At 49.7% G+C, this 23,882-nt stretch carries 22 protein-coding genes; 5 read left to right on the top strand and 17 right to left on the bottom strand.

Annotated features, from left to right (window positions below):
- The first annotated feature begins 79 nt into the window (after window positions 1–79).
- Genes D9T21_RS05680 through D9T21_RS05670 form a run of 3 tightly spaced genes read left to right on the top strand, consistent with a single transcriptional unit; the run spans window position 80 to window position 3,575 of the window.
- Window positions 80–841, top strand: coding sequence for a fumarate reductase cytochrome b subunit (locus tag D9T21_RS05680; RefSeq protein WP_206427237.1), 762 nt, complete (start codon window positions 80–82; stop codon window positions 839–841).
- Entirely contained in the window at window positions 841–2,814 is a 1,974-nt protein-coding gene (locus D9T21_RS05675) for a fumarate reductase flavoprotein subunit (RefSeq protein WP_123324109.1), read from the top strand. The genes D9T21_RS05680 and D9T21_RS05675 overlap by 1 nt, the downstream gene beginning before the upstream one ends.
- A complete protein-coding gene (locus D9T21_RS05670) occupies window positions 2,811–3,575 on the top strand; it encodes a fumarate reductase iron-sulfur subunit (protein WP_123324108.1) in 765 nt (254 codons plus the stop codon). Before D9T21_RS05675 ends, D9T21_RS05670 begins: the two co-directional genes overlap by 4 nt.
- Before the next feature lie 71 nt (window positions 3,576–3,646).
- Here D9T21_RS05670 and D9T21_RS05665 read toward each other — a convergent pair whose 3' ends face one another.
- From D9T21_RS05665 to D9T21_RS05640, 6 genes are all read right to left on the bottom strand, one after another.
- Window positions 3,647–5,443 (bottom strand): DUF5666 domain-containing protein, encoded by a 1,797-nt coding sequence (locus D9T21_RS05665; protein WP_123324107.1) that lies wholly within the window; start codon window positions 5,441–5,443, stop codon window positions 3,647–3,649.
- Between the two features lie 136 nt (window positions 5,444–5,579).
- Window positions 5,580–6,068, bottom strand: coding sequence for a helix-turn-helix transcriptional regulator (locus D9T21_RS05660; RefSeq protein ID WP_241155634.1), 489 nt, complete (start codon window positions 6,066–6,068; stop codon window positions 5,580–5,582).
- Between the two features lie 114 nt (window positions 6,069–6,182).
- Entirely contained in the window at window positions 6,183–7,571 is a 1,389-nt protein-coding gene (locus tag D9T21_RS05655) for an NAD(P)(+) transhydrogenase (Re/Si-specific) subunit beta (protein ID WP_123324105.1), read from the bottom strand.
- Window positions 7,572–7,583: 12 nt separating this feature from the next.
- Window positions 7,584–7,868 carry an NAD(P) transhydrogenase subunit alpha part 2 gene (locus tag D9T21_RS05650; RefSeq protein WP_105933132.1) on the bottom strand — a complete coding sequence of 95 codons (285 nt, stop codon included), beginning with the start codon at window positions 7,866–7,868 and terminating at the stop codon, window positions 7,584–7,586.
- A gap of 3 nt (window positions 7,869–7,871) precedes the next feature.
- The gene (locus D9T21_RS05645) at window positions 7,872–9,029 is read right to left on the bottom strand and encodes an NAD(P) transhydrogenase subunit alpha (protein WP_123324104.1); all 1,158 of its coding nucleotides are present in this window, start codon (window positions 9,027–9,029) and stop codon (window positions 7,872–7,874) included.
- Window positions 9,030–9,554: 525 nt separating this feature from the next.
- Window positions 9,555–11,894 (bottom strand): sulfotransferase, encoded by a 2,340-nt coding sequence (locus D9T21_RS05640; protein ID WP_123324103.1) that lies wholly within the window; start codon window positions 11,892–11,894, stop codon window positions 9,555–9,557.
- A gap of 224 nt (window positions 11,895–12,118) precedes the next feature.
- Here D9T21_RS05640 and D9T21_RS05635 point away from each other — a divergent pair, with 224 nt between their 5' ends.
- Window positions 12,119–12,646: an NADPH-dependent FMN reductase gene (locus D9T21_RS05635; RefSeq protein ID WP_123324102.1), complete on the top strand. Its 528-nt coding sequence runs from the start codon at window positions 12,119–12,121 to the stop codon at window positions 12,644–12,646.
- Window positions 12,647–12,658: 12 nt separating this feature from the next.
- Here the strand turns inward: D9T21_RS05635 and D9T21_RS05630 are convergent, their stop codons facing one another.
- Window positions 12,659–13,477, bottom strand: coding sequence for a helix-turn-helix domain-containing protein (locus tag D9T21_RS05630; protein ID WP_164464584.1), 819 nt, complete (start codon window positions 13,475–13,477; stop codon window positions 12,659–12,661).
- Window positions 13,478–13,582: 105 nt separating this feature from the next.
- Here D9T21_RS05630 and D9T21_RS05625 point away from each other — a divergent pair, with 105 nt between their 5' ends.
- Complete coding sequence (locus D9T21_RS05625; protein ID WP_105933127.1) at window positions 13,583–13,960, top strand: DUF3224 domain-containing protein; 378 nt, start codon at window positions 13,583–13,585, stop codon at window positions 13,958–13,960.
- A gap of 94 nt (window positions 13,961–14,054) precedes the next feature.
- On the opposite strand, the gene groL is transcribed toward D9T21_RS05625, so the two are convergent.
- From groL to D9T21_RS05570, 10 genes are all read right to left on the bottom strand, one after another.
- Entirely contained in the window at window positions 14,055–15,701 is a 1,647-nt protein-coding gene (groL, locus tag D9T21_RS05620; RefSeq protein WP_123324100.1) for a chaperonin GroEL, read from the bottom strand.
- A gap of 33 nt (window positions 15,702–15,734) precedes the next feature.
- Window positions 15,735–16,025 carry a co-chaperone GroES gene (locus D9T21_RS05615; RefSeq protein ID WP_070175315.1) on the bottom strand — a complete coding sequence of 97 codons (291 nt, stop codon included), beginning with the start codon at window positions 16,023–16,025 and terminating at the stop codon, window positions 15,735–15,737.
- Between the two features lie 474 nt (window positions 16,026–16,499).
- Window positions 16,500–17,105: an SDR family oxidoreductase gene (locus D9T21_RS05605; RefSeq protein WP_105933123.1), complete on the bottom strand. Its 606-nt coding sequence runs from the start codon at window positions 17,103–17,105 to the stop codon at window positions 16,500–16,502.
- A complete protein-coding gene (locus D9T21_RS05600) occupies window positions 17,102–17,551 on the bottom strand; it encodes an FAD synthase family protein (RefSeq protein ID WP_105933122.1) in 450 nt (149 codons plus the stop codon). Before D9T21_RS05600 ends, D9T21_RS05605 begins: the two co-directional genes overlap by 4 nt.
- A 52-nt stretch (window positions 17,552–17,603) precedes the next feature.
- On the bottom strand, window positions 17,604–18,320 hold the full coding sequence (locus tag D9T21_RS05595; protein ID WP_123324099.1) for a LytR/AlgR family response regulator transcription factor: 717 nt from the start codon (window positions 18,318–18,320) through the stop codon (window positions 17,604–17,606).
- On the bottom strand, window positions 18,311–19,342 hold the full coding sequence (locus tag D9T21_RS05590) for a sensor histidine kinase (protein WP_105933120.1): 1,032 nt from the start codon (window positions 19,340–19,342) through the stop codon (window positions 18,311–18,313). The genes D9T21_RS05595 and D9T21_RS05590 overlap by 10 nt, the downstream gene beginning before the upstream one ends.
- 1 nt (window position 19,343) lies before the next feature.
- Complete coding sequence (locus tag D9T21_RS05585; protein ID WP_123324098.1) at window positions 19,344–20,711, bottom strand: alpha/beta hydrolase family protein; 1,368 nt, start codon at window positions 20,709–20,711, stop codon at window positions 19,344–19,346.
- A 158-nt stretch (window positions 20,712–20,869) separates the two neighbouring features.
- Complete coding sequence (locus D9T21_RS05580; protein WP_123324097.1) at window positions 20,870–21,784, bottom strand: sugar kinase; 915 nt, start codon at window positions 21,782–21,784, stop codon at window positions 20,870–20,872.
- Window positions 21,781–22,419, bottom strand: coding sequence for a bifunctional 4-hydroxy-2-oxoglutarate aldolase/2-dehydro-3-deoxy-phosphogluconate aldolase (eda, locus tag D9T21_RS05575; RefSeq protein WP_123324096.1), 639 nt, complete (start codon window positions 22,417–22,419; stop codon window positions 21,781–21,783). Before eda ends, D9T21_RS05580 begins: the two co-directional genes overlap by 4 nt.
- Window positions 22,419–23,882, bottom strand: coding sequence for a mannitol dehydrogenase family protein (locus D9T21_RS05570; RefSeq protein WP_123324095.1), 1,464 nt, complete (start codon window positions 23,880–23,882; stop codon window positions 22,419–22,421). Before D9T21_RS05570 ends, eda begins: the two co-directional genes overlap by 1 nt.

The raw sequence follows: 23,882 nt of genomic DNA, 5'->3' as shown, positions 1-23,882 counted from the left end.
AAAACGTAACCTTTACATTCAATCACTCAGGCCATCTTTCCCTGCCCGCAGGGAACCCGACTTTCAGGGAGAAAGTGCTGTGTTGTTCAAGAACCCGCTATCCAGCCCCCGCGGCCCCGCTGTAATGGACATGCTGCAAAGTGTCAGCGGACTCATTCTGGCCCTGTTCATGTGGGCGCACATGTTTATGGTGTCGAGCATTCTGCTGGGCAATGATGCCATGTACTGGGTGACCAAGATGTTTGAGGGCGAGCCAATCTTTGGTAAGGGCTACCCCATTCTGGTGAGCCTGTTTGCGCTGTTTATTCTGTCGTTAGTTGTGCTTCACGCGTTTCTGGCGATGCGTAAGTTTCCGGCCACTCACCGCCAGTACCGTACCCTGCACAATCATCTTGGCGGTATACGCCATACCGACAGTTACCTGTGGTATGTGCAGGTGATCACCGGTTTCGCCTTATTCTTTCTGGCCTCTGTTCATTTATACCAGTTAATCATGCATCCAGCGGATATCGGCCCGTACGCCTCATCCGACAGAGTATGGACTGGGCGCATGTGGCCGCTGTATTTAATGCTGCTGTTTGTGGTTGAGCTCCACGGCGGCATTGGCCTGTACCGGGTGCTCGTCAAGTGGGGCTGGTTTATGGGCAAGGATCCAAAAGTTGGCCGCAAACGCCTGACCATAGCCAAATGGGTACTCACTTTATTCTTTCTGGTACTGGGATCACTGACGCTCGCCGCCTATATGAAAGTAGGCTACGAGCATCAGGACCGCGCCGGAGAGCGTTATCATCCCGCCGAATATTCGCAGCTGCACAGCGCCTCGCAAGGAGAGAATGACTAATGCAAACGATTGTAACCGATGCGCTGATTATTGGTGGTGGTCTGGCCGGTTTACGAGCCGCTATTGGGGTTAAGCGCCGTGGCTTTACGCCACTTATTTTAAGCCTTGTGCCGCCCAAACGCTCGCACAGTGCGGCAGCACAAGGGGGTATGCAGGCCAGTTTAGGCAACAGTGCCAAGGGCTGGGGCGATAACGAAGACGTGCATTTTGCCGACACTATTCGCGGCAGTGACTGGGGCGCCGATCAGGTAGTTGCCCGCATGTTTGTGCATACCGCCCCGAAAGCGGTGCGCGAACTGGCTGCCTGGGGTGTCCCCTGGAACCGGGTACAAAAAGGCGATCATAAAAGTGTGATCAACGGCGAAGAAGTAACGATTACAGAAAGGGATGAGTCACACGGCCTGATTACCGCACGCAACTTTGGTGGCACGGCCAAATGGCGCACTAACTATGTGGCCGACGGCACCGGCCACTCCATGCTGTATACCATGAGTAATCAGGCCATTGCCGAGGGCATTGAAGTCCACGAGCGCATGGAGGCCATTGCTCTGCTCCATGATAACGGCCGCTGTCAGGGTGCGATTGTACGAAACCTCATTACCGGTGAACTCATGGTTTACCTGGCTAAAGTCACCTGTATTGCTACCGGCGGCTTCGGCCGTATTTACCGGGTATCCACCAACGCCGTAATTAATCAGGGCATTGGTACTGCTATCGCACTTGAAACCGGCATTGCCAAACTGGGCAATATGGAAGCGGTGCAGTTTCATCCCACCGGAATTTTCCCGGCGGGTATACTGGTTACTGAGGGCTGTCGCGGCGATGGCGGCCTGTTGCTGGATGCAAAAGAGCACCGCTTTATGCCGGATTATGAACCCGAGAAGCGCGAGCTTGCCTCCCGCGATGTGGTGTCGCGCTGGATGGAAACGCACATTCGTAACGGCCACGGCGTACAGTCCCGTTTTGGTGAACATTTGTGGCTGGATATCCGTTTGCTGGGCAAAAAGCATATCAACAGCAAACTGCGCGAGGTGAAGGAAATCTGCCAGTATTTCTTAGGTGTCGATCCTACCGAGTCGCTTATTCCGGTGCGCCCGGCTCAGCATTATTCTATGGGTGGTATCCGTACCGATTACCGCGGCGAATCACCAACGCTAAAAGGCTTATTTGCAGCCGGCGAGGCAGCCTGCTGGGATATGCACGGTTTTAATCGCCTTGGCGGTAACTCGGTGGCTGAAACCGTGGTAGCCGGCATGATTGTAGGCGAGTTTATGGCCGACAGCCTGACCACAGAGGCTACCCTGGCAATCAGTTCTACGGCCATTGATAGCCAGGTGAATGAGGTTCGTGATGAACTGGCGTCGTTCCAGCGCAGCGAGAATAACGAAAACGCCTGGCAAATTATTGAAGCCATGCAATCAGTGATGACCGACAAAGTGGGGATTTTCCGCCACGGTGAGCAGTTGGCTGAGGCGGTTACTGAATTGCAATCTCTGTATGAGCGTGCCGGACGAATAAAAGTCAGCGACACCAGCCGTGGTGTAAACCCGGAACTCTGCGCGGCTTATCGCGCCAAAAAGATGCTTAAACTCAGCCTGTGTGTGGCCAGTGGTGCCCTGGCCCGGGAAGAAAGCCGCGGCGCTCATTCCCGCGAGGACTTTCCGCTTCGCGATGATAAACACTGGCTTAAGCGCACGCTATCCAGCTGGCCAACTGATGCTTCCTCGCCGTCAATTGACTATGAACCACTGGATGTAAAAGCCATGGAATTACCTCCGGGCTGGCGGGGCTACGGCGGCAAAGAACGCATTGATCACCCTGACACACCGGCGCGTCAGGCCGAAGTTGATAATGTCCAGGCCTCAGCGGAGGACCGTTTCGCCAAGCAACAGCAATTAATGCCATTTACCGAGTGTTTACCGGCGCCTTTCAGAGGCCGCAATGGTCGTTTATCAGAGGAACTTGAATCATGAATGCCGCTAACCAACAAAGCATCCCGGTAAAAGTAAGTACGGCGCGCACCATCGAGTTTGCCATTTTTCGGCACAATCCTTATGACGACACCAGCGAGCCGCATTTTGAACACTATGAGCTGGAAGAAGCCGACAGCATGACACTGTTTATTGCTCTCAATGAAATACGCGCTAAGCAAGCGCCTTCACTGCAGTTTGATTTTGTCTGCCGCGCCGGTATTTGTGGCAGCTGCGCCATGCTTATAAACGGTCGCCCGGGCCTCGCCTGCCGAACACTGGTTAGCCAGCTTCCGGCTAAAGTGACCTTAATGCCACTGCCCGGTTTTGAGCTTATTGGCGACTTATCGGTGAATACCGGCAAGTGGATGCACGGCATGAGTGAGCGCTTGCAAACCTGGATCCACAGCAGTGAAGATACCAATATTGATGCCATTGAAGCGAAGATGGCACCCGAGAAAGCCGAGCAGATTTACGAACTGGAGCGCTGTATTGAATGCGGATGCTGTATTGCCGGCTGCGGTACAGCGCAGATGCGTCCGGAATTTGTTGGCGCAGTAGGCCTTAATCAACTGGCGCGCTTTAAAATAGACCCTCGCGATAATCGTACTGATGCGCAGTTTTATGAAGTGGTAGGCAACGAAGACGGTGTTTTTGGCTGTATGACCATGCTGGGATGCGAGGACTTCTGCCCCAAAGAGCTGCCGCTGGCACAACAAATTGCGTATATGCGCCGCGCTATGGCAGTTGCCGGGGTAAACTAACAGGCTTATTGCTGAGCCGATTGATAACAAACCGTTAGCGGCTGATTAAAGCCACTAACGGTTAATGCTGGTTAGTCGTCGTCACTTTCGCTGTTATCGTCGGACGTTTCGATTTCAGCTTCCCTGGCCAGAAGTACACCTACTTCGTTGAGCGAACCTTCTACCTCAACAATAGTGCCTACACTGATGGCCGCCATAAACTCAGCCGCGCTTACCCGGCGTTCGTTAAGTTCAAGTTCTGACGCGGCACTTATATCTACTTCGTAGCCATTCACCGTAAAGCGGTTGTCTGCACTCACAGCACTAATCCGTCCTTCAATCTCCACATAAGTATCGGTGGTGGTGTCGTGGTTATCCTGGCCGTCGTCGTTATCGTCCGAACCATCGTCTGAATTATCATCATCGCCATCTTCTGAGTCGCCGCCTTGCCGTTCCAGTTCAAACTTATTAGCGATAAAGCTGCCATTGGCATCATAGTTTCCACGTACCTCAAGTTTTACACCGTTAACCAGGGCGGCAATGAACTCTGCCAACGTGACACGGCGATCGTCAAGCAGATAAACTGCGTCGACACTCATCGCTATAGTCAGGCCAGAGAGCGTTACAGAGTTCTCTGTAAAAGCTGCAAGATATCCTTCAACCTCAGACTCCTCGTAATACTCGTTGTCATCCTCACGCTCGAGTCGCAATACGATGTTTTGCCCTGCCTCCACCTGATAAACCACTTCCACTAAATCATTCAGTTGTAGTGAATTCAGTGCAATGTATTGGTCATTATCGTCTTCAAAGCGGGTTTGTGTATTAACGTAAAATACCGTGTTGTTAACGGTAAATGAGCCTGCTTCGTTGTCCAGAGCAGTAATCATTCCCTTTAGCTTGCCGTCGGTAACGGATAGTTGTTTAAACTCAATTTTGGTAACGGTTTGCTCGCCGTTATTAAAGGCCAGGTTCAGTTCAACCACTACACCCGGCGCTAAATTTTCAGCTGCGCCATATTCAAACTGAGTGGCATTATTATAAGCGTAAGTTTGACCATAAATTTCCAGCGTCTGAGCAGCAGCATCTACCGCCGTAATCACCCCTTCCACTTCAGCTTCTGCAATGTCATCCTGCTCTTCAAAGCGGCTGTTGCGTACTTCAAGCTCAGAAGCCACAAAGACATTGTTAGTTATTACTCCCTCAAGTTTAACCTGCAGCGCGTTGGCCAGCTCACCCTCTGGCACCGCCTGGCTGTAATCCACCTGCATGCTGCCAATGAAAAAAGTTTGCGCAGTCGTTTCCAGCTCGCTAATCACTCCGGTGATGTGCTGTGGCTCACTTTCTGGCAGATCATTTTCCAGTTCTACGTATGTGGCATAAAATGAGCCATCAGCCATTGCGTAGCCGCTTGCCTCGATGCGATCTCCCACGTTTAATGTGGTAACAGAGGTACCGATAAAATGGGTTAAATCGTCGTACACCATCGTTACACCGGCAATTTGAATTTGCCCGGCAGAGCGATCAATCGACTGAATAATCCCACCCACATCTGAGTCGTAAGTAATACTCGTTGCGCTGGCGTCATTGCTATTTTCATCGTCGTCATCATCACTGGTGAGCTGAATTTTCATGCCCACTTTTAATGCGTCGATAGCCGCGCCGGCGTTGCCGTTAACAGTAATTGTGGTGGTATTGGTGGTATAGCGTTTACCATCGATGTAGACACTACCAAACCCGGTGATCACACCGCTTTTTACTACAGTAGTTGGATTGGAAGTTGGCGGCTCAGTGCCTGATGGCAGGGTTTCTACAGCAGAATCAGAAGATCCACCACCACAACCGGTTAGCAAACCGGCCAAAATAGATAAACTTAACAGTGAACGTCGCATTACGACTCCTCAGTGATTGCAAATTCTGTGAAGAGTATAGTCGTTAATCGCTATTGTTACCTTAGAACATTAGTTTGAAATACATAGGGCATTTAGCCTATAAGCGGGGCATATAGCTGATTTAATAGAATAAAAATCAACTCATTTCCTCAAAGAAAAACGCGGCGAGTTCGTGGCGGCCGGTACAGTCTGACTTTTTGTAGACTGCCGAGGCCTGGTGGCGAATGGTTTTCTCTGAGGTCTGGCGCAGCTCGGCAATTTCATTAAGGCTGAGGCCCTTTAATAAAAACAAGCCCACCTCTTTTTCGCTGGGGGTGAGTTGCCAGCGCTCAAACTGTTCCTGAACTGCGGCAAAAAAATCCCGCTTGGAGCGTTTGAGTTCTTCAGACATCTGACTGACTTTGGAGTTAGATAATTCTAAATCGGCTCTGAGTGCCTTAAGCGCTGTTGAGCGTTGGCGAATATCGATAATCAGAAACAAAAATAGACCAGATGATATCAGGATCAGTACAGACTCCTGAATAATGTGGATGAGCTCCAGATCTTCCGAAAAGTCGATATAAAGATCCATGCACTTGAGTGCAATAATGCACACCAGCGCGACAGACAGGACTTTATCTTTCACCACTTACTCCAACAATTTATCCGGTGGAAGGGGATCATATCAGCAGCCAACAAAAATGGCCTGCACAATTCACTTATGCAGGCCATTTTTACGATAATTGACTAAGCGTAACGATTAATCGTCACCAAACTCGCGAACGATATTATTAATGGTGTCTTTGGCATCACCCAGTACCATGCGAGTGTTGTCTTTAAAGAACAGCGGGTTGTCAACCCCGGCAAAACCAGCATTGGCAGAACGCTTAAGCACAAATACGGTTTTGGCGCGGTATACCTCAATTACCGGCATGCCGTAAATCGGGCTGCCTTTCATCTCTTTGGCCGCCGGGTTAACCACGTCGTTAGCACCGATAACAATGACCACGTCGTAGTTTTCCATGCGCGGATTCACATCGTCCATTTCGCACAGCAGATCATAAGGTACATCGGCTTCTGCCAGCAGTACGTTCATGTGGCCAGGCATACGTCCAGCTACCGGGTGAATAGCATATTCCACTGTACAGTTGTTTTCTTCCAGTAACGACTGCATCTCGCGAACCGCGTGTTGAGCCTGTGCTACCGCCATACCGTAACCCGGCACTACCAGTACAGACTGCGCGGCTTCCAGTACGTAAAACGCATCCTGGGCAGACATGATTTTCACTTCGCCTTCGATGGCCTCGCCCATTTCTACCGGCTTGGCAAACCCGGAAAGCAGTACATTCATGAGCGAGCGGTTCATGGCTTTACACATGATGTTAGTCAGAATAAGACCCGACGCGCCTACCAGCAGACCGGTAACAATTAGAATGGTGTTAGCAACCGCCAGACCCGCCGCACAGGCTGCAACACCTGAGTACGAGTTAAGCAGTGCGATAACCACCGGCATGTCGGCACCGCCAATGGAGATAGTGGCCCAGATACCAAAGCTTAACGCCAGTGCAATCGACACATACAACCACAGCGGGTTGCCCGGGTCGGTAGCAAACAAATAGCCCACCACAAAAAACGCTACCAGATGCAGAATGCTCAGTTCACGCAGACCGGTAAAAATAAACGCCTTGGAGGACATCTTGCCCGACAATTTACCCCAGGCAATCACTGAGCCTGAGAAGGTAATACCACCAATTAAAATGGTCAGGAACACGGTTAAGAAAATCAGCGAATCCGTGGTCGCCAGAGCAATGGGACCCATACCGGATACCGTAGCCCAGCCAAGCAGCAAGGAAGCTGCGCCACCAAAACCGTTAAACAGCGATACCATCTCTGGCATTTGTGTCATTTCAACGGTTTTTGCTTTCCATGCACCGTAGGCACCGCCAATCACAAAGCCCAGCAGGATCCAGTGATAGCTGATAATCTGCTGGTCGATTAAGGTTACGACCACGGCGATAAACATACCAACCGCCGACACCAGGTTGCCCTTTTTGGCCGATGACGGATGACTCAGTAATTTAAGGCCAACAATGAATAACGTGGTTGCCAGTACGTAGGCAAGATTAATGATCAATGCATTATCAGTCACAGCATAATCTCCTTACTTGCCTTGTTTTTTCTTGAACATGCTCAGCATACGGTCGGTAACCATATACCCGCCCACAACGTTGATACTCGCCAGCGCTACCGCGGCGGTACCTAAAATTGTGGTAAGCGTGTCGTTGTCAGAGCCAGAAGCGACCAACGCACCCACCAGGGTGATCCCCGAAATGGCGTTAGAGCCGGACATTAACGGCGTGTGCAGTGTTGCCGGTACCTTACGGATAAGTTCGAATCCTAAAAAGGCGGCCAGCAGAACAATAAAGATCAGGTAAATAGTTTCCATGTGTTAGCCCCCTTTGTATGCGTTTTTGAGCATGTCATTGGTTATCTCGCCAGCGTGGGTAATCACGCTGCTTGCGAGAATTTCGTCTTCCAGATCCAGCGTAAACTGCTTGGATTCCTTATCGAAAAACTCATCAATGAGATTGATCAGGTTATTGGCATACATATCGGTAGCATCGCGAGCCACGCGCTGGCTCCAGTGGCCGTCACCAATTACAGTAACGCCCTCAACTACAGCTGTTTTGCCAGGCACAGAGCCTTCAACGTTACCGCCCGATAGCGCAGCCATGTCCACCACAACACTGCCCGGCTTCATTAGCGCCAGGGTTTGTTTGGAAATCAGCACCGGGGGTTTACGTCCGAACAGCTGGGCAGTGGTGATAACGATGTCAGAGTCGGCAATCGCATCTCGCTGCGCTTCCTGCTGCTTGGCTTTTTGCTCGTCGGTAAGCTCTTTGGCATAACCGTCTTTGGTCTGACCGGTTTCACCAATATCAATTTTGAGGAACTTGCCGCCTAAGGATTCAACCTGCTCGGCCACAACCGGGCGGGTATCATAAGCCAGCACGTTAGCACCTAAACGCTTGGCGGTTGCAATGGCCTGTAAGCCAGCTACACCAGCACCAATGATAAATACCTTGGCCGGTTTAATGGTACCGGAGGGCGTCATCATCATGGGCAGAATGCTTGGCAGGGCATTTGCGGCCTGCATCATCATCACGTAACCAGCCAGACTCGCCTGAGAGCTCAGGGCATCCATCTTCTGGGCACGGGAGGAGCGCGGGATCATCTCAACCGACAGCGTCGACAAGCCTTTGCCGGCCATGCTCTCTACCAGTTCCTGCTGGAAGAACGGATCGATATGGCCAATCACCAGCGCATTGGCTTTTAGCTGTGCCAGCTGGCTGCTTAGGGGGCGGTTAACGTAGAGCACAATATCGGCATCACCAAGCACGTCGGCATTGGCTTCTACGATAGTGGCACCTTGTTCGGTGTAGGCGGCATCGGGATAGCCTGATAACGCACCAGCGTCTTGTTCAAGCATGACGGTAAAGCCCATTCGGGTAAACCGCATCACTGTGGCAGGCGTTACAGCGCAGCGCTGTTCGACAAAACTATCATCAATAGCGTGCCTTGCTTCGTTTAGAACTAAGAGTTTCAAGAGTATCCTCCTTTCCTCCGGGCAAAATTAACCTAACCGCTGTTTTTAAGGAGCGATTAAGCGGTATCTGTTTGTTGCCACAAGGTGCTTTTGATCCATTTACTACAAAATTGTAAAGCTCTTGCTTTATAAAACTGGTTTATATCTACAATTTTGTAATCTTCCATTTTTATTGGAGTTTTAGGAAAGGATTACAGCGAGAAGCCAATAATGCATAAATAAAATCGAAATTGAAAGAGAAAATTTAGCCTTAAACACGTAAATACCACTTATGAAACATTTAAGCCTTATAACTCTTACTTATAATACAATTCAAAGAAGTAGGTAAATAGTGCGGGTGGGGAATTGAGTAATTAGCGCAGATATGCAAGGCGCTGTAGATTGGTTTTCACAGCTCCGTTATCAGATATTTGCCTCAACAACGTTTTAAAAGGTTTCTGCTGAAGAGCATTGTCAACAGGGTTTGAGTTGCTCAGGGTGCTAATGGCTGTTTTCCAACAGCGATAAAATCAGCTGGACGTACAGTTATTCACGATGCCAGTTCGCTGGCATATCGCCCACATAATCTGGCTCTAGCTCTTTGACCTTTTTAATAAACTCATCCGGTAACTGCTTTATCTCTTCGTTAGCACGGAGGATATTGGCATAAGCGTGCAGGTAAGCAGCAATATCCTGCTGAACAGTGGCTAAAAATTCGTCAACATCAAAGCCGTCGAGGCCCAGTCGTTGCACTAAATGCTTCCTGAGCGCTTCTGCGTGCAGCACTGACAGAGCACTACCATGAGCTGCACTCTTATGCCCTTTAACCACAAAAAGAGACGGTAAGACCTTCAGTGTTGCGAAGAAATTGACATTTTTACAACGGGCTTCTAATAATGGCCCGAACAGATAATCAGAGTTGCTCTGGCGCTGAAGCACGGTTATGCGAGCCGGAATGTCGCCCAGCAATTCCATTACATGCAGCGCTGCCCCTTCGGCTAGTACGATCTCTCTGGCACTCTTGTAATAACCTAACTGCTCACGCAATGCGTACTCTTCTGGCCTGAAAATTGTGTAGCCCTGGCGGGCAAAGAATTGCTCAACATACCGCTCGCCCGCAAAGCTACCCCGCAATAAAAACGGCGTGCGACTCACATAAATTTTAGCCGGTAGCTGTTTATCGGGCACGATGCCGGCACGGCGCTCGCATTGCAGCAGAAACTGACGATAATCCGCTGAAATCTGACTACGGGTACGAAACAGGCTTTGCTGTGGCGCGACCCAGAGGTTTTCTACACGCTGCGGCTTATCGACTAACACTACCTGCGACTTATCGACACCAAGATATTCCAGAATATCATAAAAGTTTGGTGGCAGTAACGGCTTAGTCAGTTTACGTAAACGGCGGCGTAGCTGGGGTAAAATAAGCACCTTGCTGATATTGGCCTGCTGTTTAGCACCGGGCAGAGCTGCTAACCGATGGATTGATTCAGCAATGAAATGCCCGAAATTACTGAACGCTGGCCCGCCATAATAGTAGTGCCCCTTATTTAAACGGTTAATTTCTGGCTGCTCTGCCAGCACATCGGTTTCGGTAACACACACTGGCGGCGTTTGCTGTAGGGTAATTTGTTGATGACGAAACTGATGGGCATACTCAGGCAGTTGCTGTGCCCGCACACCACCACGAACTCTGGCCGGGGTCGAGCCGGACAATTGTGGAATAATGTCAGCATTGCTGACCTTTACGGCATTGTTAAGCGACTCAGGGGGTTGAAGCTGCAAATTGTGCACGGAGACATTTAGTTTTTGTCTGATTTCGCCCAGCATGCGCTTAGCAAATATTGGTAACGCTACTAACCAACGCGCACCGCGGCCCAGCTTAAACAAGCTCTTTAGCGACACGTTATAATCCGGCTGCTCCGCTGATTCGACTATGACACTGAGCGCCCTGAAAAGCATGGGCTTATCCTGTCGTAACTGACAGACTAAACCGGCCATATCCGACTCATGCACACCCTGCTGATAATAGGGCAATGCAGCAACGTTATTGAGGGCTTCAGTCACCAGTTGCCAGTCCTGTTCAGGCAATAACCGCTGAAACTTAGCAGTAACATTGGCTAGCTGCTGTTTATAAGCTGCCAGAGTTTCATCGTCCAGCAGCCGATAACGGCCTGCGCCGGCACTGGCCGCCTGTAAATAAGCATCCAGTTCTCCCTGTAAGGCGCTAATTGGGAACTGGTTGAGCCAACGTTTGAGTTCGAGTGCGGCGAAACTGTACGAGACGTTCACCGAACTATCACTCACTGAAAGTTGATCCTGTAGCCCTAACACCCCAACAACATCGGTAATGACATTGCCTTTTTCACCGAGGTTTTTATAAGCGAAGCAATGAAGCTGATGAGCGTCAAGCTGGTTGGCTGTTTTTAAGATGCTCTCCCATTGGCCAAGATTGAGGCGCTTACCCGGAGTAAAAGGCTTTTGATTACCATGACGCTTAACCGACTGATTATAAATCGACAGCTGAAACTCCACCGGATTTCGCAAAAAGCAGATAATCTCAGCATTAGGTACGGCCTTGATAATGTCATCAATAATTCTGAAAAACGACTCGGAGCTGAACAGCAGTATGTGAGCTTGTGGATTTTTCTCAAAGGCGTTGAGAACATTGGTTAGCTTTTTATGATCCAGTATCAGACGGCCCTCTGGATCCGGAGCGCAAATTTCTCTGGCATTACCCGAGCTAATGCCGTTTTCATCCACCGAATGCGCGGGATATAGAACTCCCGACGCCAATAGAGGCTGGCGATGCTGATGAAGAAACTGTTGGATCGCCGAACTGCCGGTTTTTGGCGGACCCACATGAAAGATAACACGCTTATTCAAACTACTGCTCTGTCCCTGGAAAACGGCGCCATATTAGCACACAAAGCGGCCGCCTCGCATAACGGAAATCAGATTTTGTACCTTCGCTCTTAACTGACGAATATTTGTCCGGTTTGTAAATATCATTCTGAAAAAACGAATATCTGTGGGGTTTTAATCTGATGGATGTGCTTATCAGGCTCCATTATCATTACCATAATGATTAAATTAGCAAGGGGCAAATTATGAAAATTGTAGCTTATGGAGCAAGTACCAGTTCAACCTCAATCAACAAGGCATTGGCCACTTATACTGCTGGCCTGGTTGAAGGCGCAGAAGTTAAAGTGTTGGACATCAATGATTATGATGTTCCTATGTTCAGCGAAGATCTGGAAAAAGAAATTGGCCAGGCTGACGGCGCTAAAGAATTCTTAAACGACCTGGCCGACGCTGATGCGTTTGTTATCTCGTATGCTGAGCACAACGGCCATTACCCGGCGGCATATAAAAACCTGTTCGACTGGGCAACACGAATCGACCGTGAATTGTTTAAGCAAAAACCGGCGGTTTATCTGGCTACCTCTCCTGGCCCAAGTGGCGCGAAATCAGTGTTAGCAGCGGCCGAAGCGTCTGCACCATTCTATGCAGCGAATGTGAAGGCTACGGTTTCAGTACCAGGCTTCTACGATAAGTTCGATGCGGAGGCGGGTAAAGCCACAGACGAAGCGCTTATCACCGAACTAAAAGCCGCAGTAGCCAAATTAGCTGGCTAGTATCCACTCTTATTAAGAGCGTGAGTTTTCCGGCGCGTACCTGTCTGACAGGTATTGCGCTGGTGACATCCCCAACATATCCTTAAAATCTCTGATCAGGTGCGACTGATCTGCATATTCAAGCTGAGTAGCCAGCTCAACCATTGTCAGTGTGTTTGCTTCAAGCTCGTCAAGTGCGTCATGCAAGCGGTATTTACGCAACAGCCATTTTGGCGACAGTCCAATATATTGATTGAATAATCGCTGTAACGTCCTCACCGAAAGGTCAGCGCGCTGCGCCAGTTGCGCAACGGTATAAATCTCACCGCTATTTTTAATGCAGTCCAATAACACTGCCACCTGTGTTTGTTTTGCCGTTACAGGCTCTACAAAGCGGACCAGGAACTTGTTTAATGCCGATACAATCATTTCGTCGGTCATGCCGTCAGCACGTGTTTCAAAAATGTCAATCACGCCTGACCCGAAATACTTGCTGGCAGAGAGTTCCTTATCGACATAATCGCTTGCTGGACCGTCCAACAGCACGTTGAGTGCACCAGCATTAAATTTAACACCAATTACAAAGCCACTGGCAGCCATCGGATACTGATACACTTTGCTCACCGGCCCGATAAGTTTTACCCCCAGGCCATCGAAGGTTAAGTGAAAGTTAGGATCAGGCAAATTCCTTTGAACATGCTCCTGGCCGTTTTTTAGCTGCCAGTTTACTAACCAGTACTGTTCAATAAGGTTCGCCAATGGCGTATCAGGCACATAACGGCGCAAGCGGTAGTGTTTTTTACTGTCATTGTGGTGCATGACGCCTGATACGCGATGATGACTGTATTGCAAATCGATGGCTCTCACAAAAGCTGGGGTGACGTGTTTTTACAATACCAAAGGCGGCAGTAATGGTAACCTGCAAACTCAAACAGGATATATCATAAAGAGGTTTACATGACACTAGAGGGCATGTTTTCGATAACCGACTGGCAGGAAACTACTGAAAAAACCTTTGAGCAGGGCAGTAAACTCAATACTGCCAAAGTTTCACAGCACTATAGCGGCGAGTTAACAGGCACCAGCGAGGTGTTTTATCACATGCATTATAGTGCTGCCGGTGATGCTACCTTCAGTGGCTTTGAATACATTAACGGCGTTATTGATAATCAGGCTTGTCGATTGGTGATAAGCCACACTGGCACATTTCAGCAAGGTGTTGCATCCAGCCACTTTACCATTATTGAGTGCGACACGATTAAGGCCCTGGAGGGACAAACTGGGTATTTTACCTCTGCCGAAGGCGGCAAAGCTGACTATGTTATTGGTGAGTAGTTGATAGCCTGAAGGTTCGGAACTAAAACGGAACAGAAATAAAAAAGGCACTCCGAAGAATGCCTTTCTTTATAAGCGTTAGCTTATGGGTGGCTTACATCATGCCGCCCATGCCGCCCATTCCGCCCATGCCGCCCATATCAGGCATTGCAGGTGCGTCGTCTTTAGGCAGTTCAGCAATCATGGCTTCAGTAGTAATCATCAGTGAAGCGATTGATGAAGCAAACTGCAGCGCAGAACGAGTCACTTTAGTTGGATCAAGGATACCCATTTCCAGCATATCGCCGTAAGTGTCGTTACCTGCGTTGTAACCGTAGTTACCAGAGCCGTTCTTAATCTCGTTAACAACCACTGAGGCTTCTGCACCAGAGTTGATAGAGATTTGACGCAGTGGCGCTTCCATTGCACGCAGAGCCAGCTTGATACCGTGAGTCTGGTCTTCGTTGTCACCAGTCAGGTCGGCCAGTTTAGCAGCCGCGCGAACCAGTGCTACACCACCACCAGGTACCACACCTTCTTCAACCGCAGCGCGAGTTGCATGCAGAGCATCTTCTACACGGTCTTTCTTCTCTTTCATTTCTACTTCAGTGGCTGCGCCAACTTTGATTACTGCTACACCGCCAGACAGTTTTGCCAGACGCTCTTGCAGTTTTTCTTTGTCGTAGTCTGAAGTTGAATCAGCGATTTGACCACGGATTTGCTCGCAACGAGCTTCGATAGCTGCTTCTTCACCTGCACCGTCAACAACGGTAGTGTTGTCTTTGTTGATAACAACACGCTTAGCAGTACCTAAGTCTTCCAGCTGAACTTTTTCCAGCTCCAGACCGATCTCTTCAGAGATTACCGTACCACCAGTCAGGATAGCGATGTCTTGCAGCATAGCTTTACGACGGTCACCGAAACCTGGTGCTTTAACCGCTGCAACTTTAACGATACCGCGCATATTGTTAACAACCAGAGTTGCCAGCGCTTCGCCTTCTACGTCTTCAGCGATGATAAGCAGAGGCTTGCCGCCTTTTGCTACCGCTTCCAGCGTAGGCAGTAATTCGCGGATGTTAGAGATTTTCTTATCAACTAACAGAATGTACGGGCTGTCCAGTTCTACTGCACCGCTTTCCTGGTTGTTGATAAAGTATGGAGACAGGTAACCACGGTCGAACTGCATACCTTCAACCACGTCCAGCTCGTTTTGCAGTGCCTGACCTTCTTCAACAGTGATTACGCCTTCTTTACCTACTTTTTCCATTGCCTGAGCAATGATGTCACCTACTTCGGCGTCAGAGTTTGCAGAGATAGTACCTACCTGAGCAATCGCTTTGCTGTCTGCACAGTCAGTAGACAGGGCTTTCAGTTCTTCAACTGCTGCCAGTACCGCTTTGTCGATACCGCGCTTCAGATCCATTGGGTTCATGCCCGCTGCAACTGATTTTAAGCCTTCAGTAACGATTGATTGAGCCAGAACGGTTGCAGTAGTAGTACCGTCACCCGCTTCGTCGTTTGCTTTAGACGCTACTTCTTTTACCATCTGTGCGCCCATGTTTTCGAACTTGTCTTCCAGCTCGATTTCTTTGGCTACAGATACACCATCTTTAGTGATGGTAGGCGCGCCGAACGACTTGTCTAAAACAACGTTACGGCCTTTAGGACCTAAGGTAACTTTAACTGCGTTAGCCAGGATGTTTACGCCTTTCAGCATTTTTGTGCGGGCGTCATCACCAAAACGTACTTCTTTAGCTGCCATGATTAATTCCTCTTAATTCGGTTAAACGGGTTCTTATTCTACGATTGCCAGAATGTCGCTTTCGCTCATGATCAGTACTTCCTGATCGTCCAGCTTCTCGGTTTTTACGCCGTAACCGTCGTTGAAAATAACGGTGTCGCCGACTTTTACGTCTAATGCTTTCACTTCGCCATTCTCCAGAATGCGACCGTTGCCCACAGCGATTACTTCACCGCGAGTCGATTTTTCTGCCGCAGAACCGGTCAATACGATACCGCCAGCAGATTTGCTTTCTTGCTCTGCGCGCTTGACGATAACGCGATCGTGTAAAGGACGAATTGCCATTTTCAAATCTCCTGAATAATTCAACTATTCAATTTAAGTGTTGTTGGGATGCATGAGCATTCATGCAGCCTTTACGTGGTTTTGGCCTGTAAGGGCCGTAAAATCTTGTCTGCGTGGATAAATGGGGTAGTACCCGGATAAACTCAAGGGCTATGTTAAAAAAAAAGTGAAATTTTTTTCAGATACTACAAATTGGCAGGGGGAAGGGCGATTGCCAGCCTGGCAATCGCTATTTAACAAGGGCCTGATAACAGGGCGAGAGCATGAATGCTTAAATATCGCTCAACGCCCGCTATCCGGATGGCAAAACCTACAACACCCATTTAAATGTGGTGGGCGCTTCCAAGGTAGCACAGTTTTTCATTCGCGATTTGCGTGCCCGTAACCACCCGTTAGCGAAATACGTTTACCGCGACTCGCTATAAATTCACTTTCTATGGCAAAACAGTTGCAACGCTGGCTTGTTATTCCTGTTTACGGATTCAACTCAAACTCGTTAGCCCGGATAAACAGCACATCTCCGGGTGTAAATTCACCGTTGATTACCTGCATCACGTAGCCGGTGAGTTGTTCGCAGGTCATCATATTATTGTTTGGTAAATCAAAGTAATCGCGGAATTTGGTATCAATAGCGCCGGGGCATAAACAAATTGAGTTGTAACCATCGGCAGCGAGACTTTTCGATAAGGTGATCACGCCGGCTTTTGACGCACAGTACGACGACCAGTCCTTGTAGGCATTAAACCCAGCCGTTGATGAGATCTGAATTAGCTGAGTAGATTCAGAATCAGTAAGCGCATACTTACATACATAATACGTACCCACCAGATTCACCTGAATATCATTAACCCACAACGCACTGTCAGACTCCAGAATACGCTTAGGATGGATAGAGCCGGCATTGTTGATCACAATATCGTAGGGAGCAGAAAGTCCGGCAAAATAGGCTTTAACAGAGTCTTCGCTGGTGACATCCAGCTCACTGCGCCCTGGCGTATCAATGTGGAATTGATTACCGTATTGCTGCTTAAAACTCTGCGCCCAATCGCCGCTGCCCCCGGTGATTAATACTCGCTTCATGATTTTTTAATCTCCGGGTTTTCGTGCTTATCGGCGGTGCTTTTCAACTTGTTGTATTGTTCGGTGATTTGCTGTTTTAATCTGGTGGAACTCACCCCTTCACCATAAGGGAAGTAGTAAACTTCCACGCCTAAGTCGCGCAGGTAATCATATTTTCCGCGCCAGTCATCCCCTACCACGAACACGTCGATATTGAGATCTTTTACCCGGTCGGTATGATCCAACGAGCGCTGAGGGATAACCATATTGGGGTATTTTAAAGCAGAAATAATCGCCGCACGCTCTTCATAAGGCACTGCAGGGGGATTCTTATAGGTACAGACAAGTTCATCCGTACTCACGCCCACAATTAAAGTACCACCAAAGCCAGCGCCATATTCAATCATCTTAAGATGGTTACTGTGAAATAAATCAAAGGTGCCGGATACATATACTATTGGTTTCATTTTTATTCTTCCTGCGTAGCTATGTAATCAGGATAACATTGTTTAAGCGGGGTTACAGTGATAACCGTTGCCTGAATGCCTGAGCCTGGCGGCGTGAGGGCACCAGAATACGCCCGTTTTGCATACGTACCTGCCACTGGCCGTTAAGCGGCACTTCAATATCGTCGATAAAGGCCAGGTTGATAATTTCTGAACGGTTGATGCGAAAAAATTCGGCTTCAGGCAAACGCGCCTCAATATGCGAAATGGCCTTATTCAACATCGGCTTATGCTGATCAAAATAAACCCTTGTGTAATTCCCAAGCGACTCAAACAGCTGTACCTGCTTAAGCCTGATCAGCCAGCATTGCTCGCCCTCTTTTAAAAACAACTGGCTGTCGCCATGCAGTCTGGACTCGGTGGTTACAGCCTCTTGCGCGGCAAGTTGCGCCTCAGCTTTGGCCAGGGCTTTGGTTAATCGCGGTAAGGTAATGGGTTTAAGCAAATAATCCAGCGCATCCACTTCAAAAGAGCGCACAGCAAATTCGTCAAAGGCAGTGGTAAACACCACTTTTGGCAATACCTCAAGTTGCTCTAGTAAGTCGAAGCCGGTGCCTCCGGGTAAGTCGATGTCCAGCAGAATCAGGTCGGGCTGCACTTCGTCGATAAGAGCAGTGGCACTTTCCACTGTATCGGCCTGCCCCACCAGAGTGACATTTGGCAGTTGCGACAACTGCTCACACAACTCCAGTCTCGCCAGTCGGCTGTCTTCCACTATGACTACCCGCATGGTTTGTCCTTATACGGTATTTGTACCCGTGCCACGACCTTGTCTTGCTGTTGGCTCAGCGTAAACGCCTGCTGCTCTGTATAAAGTATTGCCAGCCGCTGACGAATATTCTCAACGCCTATACCGCCCTGGCCGGCATTCAGTGAACCAGGGTTGGCCACTTCAATCAGCAGGCAATGCTCGGCAAGGCCGATAGACACGCTAACCACACCGCCCTCTACCTGCCTGGCGATACCATGCTTGATAGCGTTCTCCACCAGCAATTGCAGCATTAATCGCGGTACGGGGCAATCCTGGCTAACTTTATCGTCCACCGTCACCTGGTAGGCCAGACGGGATTCATACTGCATCTTCATCAGGCTCACGTAAGTCTCAACAATAGCCAGTTCGGCAGACAACGATGAGGTTTCCCCGGCATCACTTTGCAGATTATACCTTAGCATATCAGCCAGATTGGCCAGCATCTCTCTGGCCTTAGCCGCATCTTCTAATATCAGTGCACGAATATTATTAATGCAGTTAAACATAAAGTGCGGATTCAACTGACTCAGCAAGGCGTTTAACTGCGCCTGTTGCAGGTTTTGCTGGAGGTCTTCCTGAGTCGTCTCAAGCTCATCTACTTTACGTTGCCGGGTAATAAAAAAGTACAGGCCACTCCAGATAAGCAGAACGGCCCAAACCACCAGCAAATTGTTAATAAACAGCAAATCCAATGCGCCACTGGCCTGTTGGATAATCGGGTTTTTGATGACCACCAGGGTGCCGAGCATCAGACTCGTTGCGCCGCCGGCAGCAAGCAGGGATGCTGTTATGACGCCGGCAACGACTTTTAACAAGGGTAAGCGCTGCCAGCGGCGATACCAGATGCGCAAACAATGTGAAGCCGCCATAGCAAAGCCATAGAGGATAAAGACAGCGATAAATAACGGATAGCTGACTATGCCTGCAGCCACTTTTAACATTGAGTCAATGGCGTAGAATAGTCCCCAACCGGTAACCTGGAGCAGCCAGTATTGCTTCACACTATTCTCCCACCCGGCTGCTGATCCAGTCACTGATAATCAATAGCGCCTGTGGCGCAAACGTCTGATTAATCCTGCCATATTCGTCCGGCAGGCCGGATTCAGCCTGCTGAAAAAGGTGATTAAGATCCGGCAGTATTTTCAGCGTTACATCCTCGTTTTCCGAGCTTGCAAAAATGGCCTCCATACCTCCGATATTCGTGGCTGCAGCCACCTGCAAATCCTTCTCGCCATTTAATGCCAGTACCGGCATAGTCAGCTTTGGCAATACCTCTTCAGGCTGATAGGTTAAAAAACTTCGCCCCCACTCGTTAGCCACCACTTTAAGATACTGTTGGGCTGTGGCTTTGTCATAACCTTTGCTCAGTAAATCCTGCTCTATGGCCTGAGGGCTTTCCCCGGCAATCACCTGCTCAGCAAACACGCGCATCGCCTGATAAATAGCCTCGCCATTGGGCAATCCGTAGGCCACCGCCATATCCCGTTGTTGTTCTGCCCATAGTGTTGTGCCATCCACACCTAATCCTGCCAGCAACACAACAAATGCAACGTCTGGCTGACGGGCTGCAAACAGTGGTGCCGTGACACCGCCCTCACTGTGTCCGATTAGACCAATCTTTTGCTGGTTTATTTCATCCCGGGTGTTTAAGTACTCGAAAGCGGATGCCACGTCGGTGCTGAAATCATCAATGGTTGCTCCGGCAAAGGTACCGCCACTTTTAGCAGTACCGCGATCATCAAACCGTAATACCGCGATGCCGGCTTTAGTCAGATGGTCGGCAATCACCAGAAAAGGCTTATGACCCATCAGGGTCTCATCACGATCCTGCGGGCCCGAGCCGGACACCAGTATGGCAGCCGGGAAAGGGCCTTTGCCGTCAGGCAGAGTAAGCGTTGCGGCAAACTCAAAAGCCCCGGTAGTATGTGGGTAACTGACTTCTTCAACGGTATAGGGAAAAGGCGCTTCAGGGTGCTGAGGTCGTGCCGCGGCTTGTTTGGCTTTCTCTTTTCCTTCCTCGCTCTGGCGGGCCAGGGTCAGCGCAAAAGACTTGCCACTTTGAGTGAATGTCCCTGCCAGCTTGCCGTCTTCCAGCGCCGCCTCATAAGAAGCACCGATGGCAGCAAACTTCAACGTTACCTGCGTATCTGTCATTTTCTCGGCACTGCCCGGGATGCCGAATGCCCCCTGGTTCGGGCTATCCAGACTAACCTGCCAGTCGGGCTCACTGCCCGCAATATGCAGTACCAAAGGCAATGATACACCAGGCTGAATATTGAGTTCGCCGTGCCAATCACCCGCGGTTTCCATGGCCGCGCTGCTAGTTGCCAGGACTAATCCGGCAACCAAACCTGTTATCCATTTAAGCATGAAATGTCTCCTTAACGGTTGTGCTATGGAACACAGAATGCCTGATTAAATCAAGTCTGGTGGAATAAATGACTAACGGTGATAACGACGGGTAAATGGTAAATGGAGGGGGATGAGCGGTTAGCCAGCAGGGCAAAGTTACCCTGCTGAGATATTCCTTAAAGGGGTGTTACGGCCTTTCTTAACGTGTCGGCCGGAATAATAGCGCCGGGGTGCTGAATAACCGTACCGGCCACCATGGCACCAAAACTGGCGGATTCAGTCACATTTTTACCGGACAAACGCGCTGCCAGGTAGCCGCCGTTAAACGCATCGCCAGCGGCGGTGGTATCCACCACATTAGTTACCGTTTGCACCGGAACGATAAACTGACCTTGGTGATTGACAATATGCACGCCTACCGCGCCGTTTTTCATTACCACTTCGCCAATGCCAAACGGGGCAAGGTGCGCGAGCACATCATCAGCATTGGTATGCCCATATAACGCCAGGTGATCATCGCCACCAGGGAACGCGATGTCAGCAACCTGATAACTTTTATCCATCCACTCCTGAGCTTCCTGCTGATCACGCCACAGGTGCGAACGGTAGTTAGGATCAAAGACAATTCGGCATCCGCTGCTGTGTAAGGTATTGATCAGGTCAAACAGCTTCTCGCGCTGCTCAACGTCTAAAATAGCCACCGAAATACCCGAGAAATAAAACATCTCGATATTGTCCGGGGCCTGAGTCATCACATTGAGGGTTTGTGTGGCTGCCGAGCCATCCCGCCAGTAGGCAAAGGTACGCTCACCATACTTGTCGGTTCGTACCATATACAAACCCAGGTTACGCTTGCTACAGCGATATACATGGTCGGTATTTATTTGCTCATCACCCATGGCAAACAGCAGCTCATTACTTAAAAAGTCTTCGCCAATAGCGGTCAGGTAACTTACCGACAGACCCGGCGCATTGCGCTTTAAGTACACTGCGGTGTTGTAGGTGTCACCCGCAAAACTCTTCTTTAGTTCGGTGGCGCTGGTTGACACCAGTTCCACCATACATTCCCCAAAAATGACGACTCTTTTCACGCGGCATCCTTAGTAAATTGTTGTTGCGCCAGCGCACAGGCAGCGGTTACGCCCTGCCAGTCGCCGCTTGCTACACAGCTCTTTGGAATCATCCAGGAGCCGCCCACGGCGAACACGTTAGGCAGGCTGCTGTACTCATGCAAATTAGAATTGGAAATACCACCGGTTGGGCAGAGTGATACTTCCGGAAAAATAGCGCTGAAATTTTTCAGCATAGCGGCACCACCGCTTAAACTGGCCGGAAAGAATTTCACTTCCGACAAGCCGGCCTCAACGGCCAGTAATATGTCTGAGGGAGAAGCAGTACCAGGCAGATAGGGAATAGTGATATCGCTCAGCGCCGACAGCAGTTTTTCACTGATAGTCGGGGTAATTATAAACTGACTTCCGGCGTCTACCGCTTCCTGCACATGCTCCTGATTTAACACTGTGCCCATGCCCACCAATAGCTCCGGAAAAGCTTCGCGAATGGCGGTTACCGCAGCCGCAGCTACTGGTGTACGGCGCACAACTTCAATACTACGTAAACCACTGGCATGCACGGCGCCGGCAATATTAACGGCCTGCTCTACACTTTGTGGTTGCAGAATCGGTAGTAATGGCGTGCCTTCTATCAGGCTTTTAAAGTCGCTCATTACAGTGCTCCTAACACGTCAGCAGCATTGCTGCCGTTGATGGACGAAAGCACCTTAACGTATTCCAGCACGGTGTCTTTAAACCATGTGTTAGCCGTCAGTTCGGCAAACACCTGAGGCAGATTCAGCACAGCTGCACCGAGCGCTGCCAGGTCACCCTGGTGCTGGTTGGCTAAACCAATTAAGGTTTCTGCCAGCGGATCCACCAGCTCTTCCTGGTCGCTAGCACGTTTAGCAATAAATAGAATCCATGCTGCAATCGGTACGCACAGCAGTTTTGCCTGCTGACCAAGTTTTAAGTTGTCGCGCACGGTATTAAGCACGCGGAAAGGCAGCTTCTGCGAGCCATCCCAGGCGATTTGTGCCAACAAGTGGCGAATGTGGCGGTTCTTGTAGCGATTTAAAATATCTTCCGCGTAGGCCGGTAAATCCATTACGCCTTCGGCGTTAATCGACGGAATAATTTCATCACTCAGTAAGCGACGAATAAACGCTTCCAGGGCGGTATCGCTAATCGCTTCGTAAACGGTTTCTTTACCGAGCAGGATCCCGGTGTAAGCAAGCGTTGAGTGAGTACCATTTAAAATACGCAGTTTGGCATTTTCAAAGGCGGCGACATCATCGGTAAAGGTAACGCCAACCTTCTCCCAGGCCGGGCGCGGCCCGCTGAATTTATCCTCAACCACCCACTGGGTAAAGCCTTCGCGCTGAATAGGCCAGGCATCTTCAACACCCAGCTTATCGGCCGCCAGGCTAATCAGTGCTTCATCGGTGGCCGGCGTAATGCTATCAACCATGGTGCAGGGAAAGGCAATGTTCTTCTCAATCCACTGCGCCAGTTCCGGCTGGATTTTTTCGGCAAACTGCAATACGGCTTTGGCCAGTTTTTTGCCGTTATCAGCCAGGTTGTCGCAGCTGATGACAGTAATGTCGGCCTGTTGCTGTTCAAAGCGGTGCTTGAGCGCACTCACGATAAGCCCTACCGCCGATACCGGCTCATCAGGATTAGATAAATCGTGCATGATGTCGGCATGGGACGTATCGAGCTCACCATTACTGGCCAGGCAATACCCCTTCTCCGTAATCGTTAACGAGATAATGTGGGTATTGGCGTCGGTCAGCGCAGCCATAATGGCTTCACGGTCTTCATTTAATACCAGTACGCTGTCGAAAGCGCCGATTACCTGCACATAGGGCTCGTTGTCCAGTACTACCAGTGAATACAGATTGTCCTGACCGGCCAGCTTTTGTTTCAGTGTAGCGCTGCGCATCGACACACCGGTAATAAGCCAGTTACCGCCATAGGCCATCGCCATATCGGTATACACGGCCTGATGGGCACGGTGAAATGCGCCCGGCCCGATGTGCACAATACCGCGGCTGCGTTCAACGCGATCGTAGTCAGGTTTTTTAACCTCGGCTGGCAACGTTGCCAGCGTAGTATTATTTAACGACGCCGTCAT

Source organism: Marisediminitalea oceani (genome assembly GCF_003731635.1).
GTDB lineage: Bacteria > Pseudomonadota > Gammaproteobacteria > Enterobacterales > Alteromonadaceae > Alteromonas > Alteromonas oceani.
Note: the sequence above shows the minus strand (reverse complement) of the source record. Positions and strands in the feature narration are given on the sequence as shown.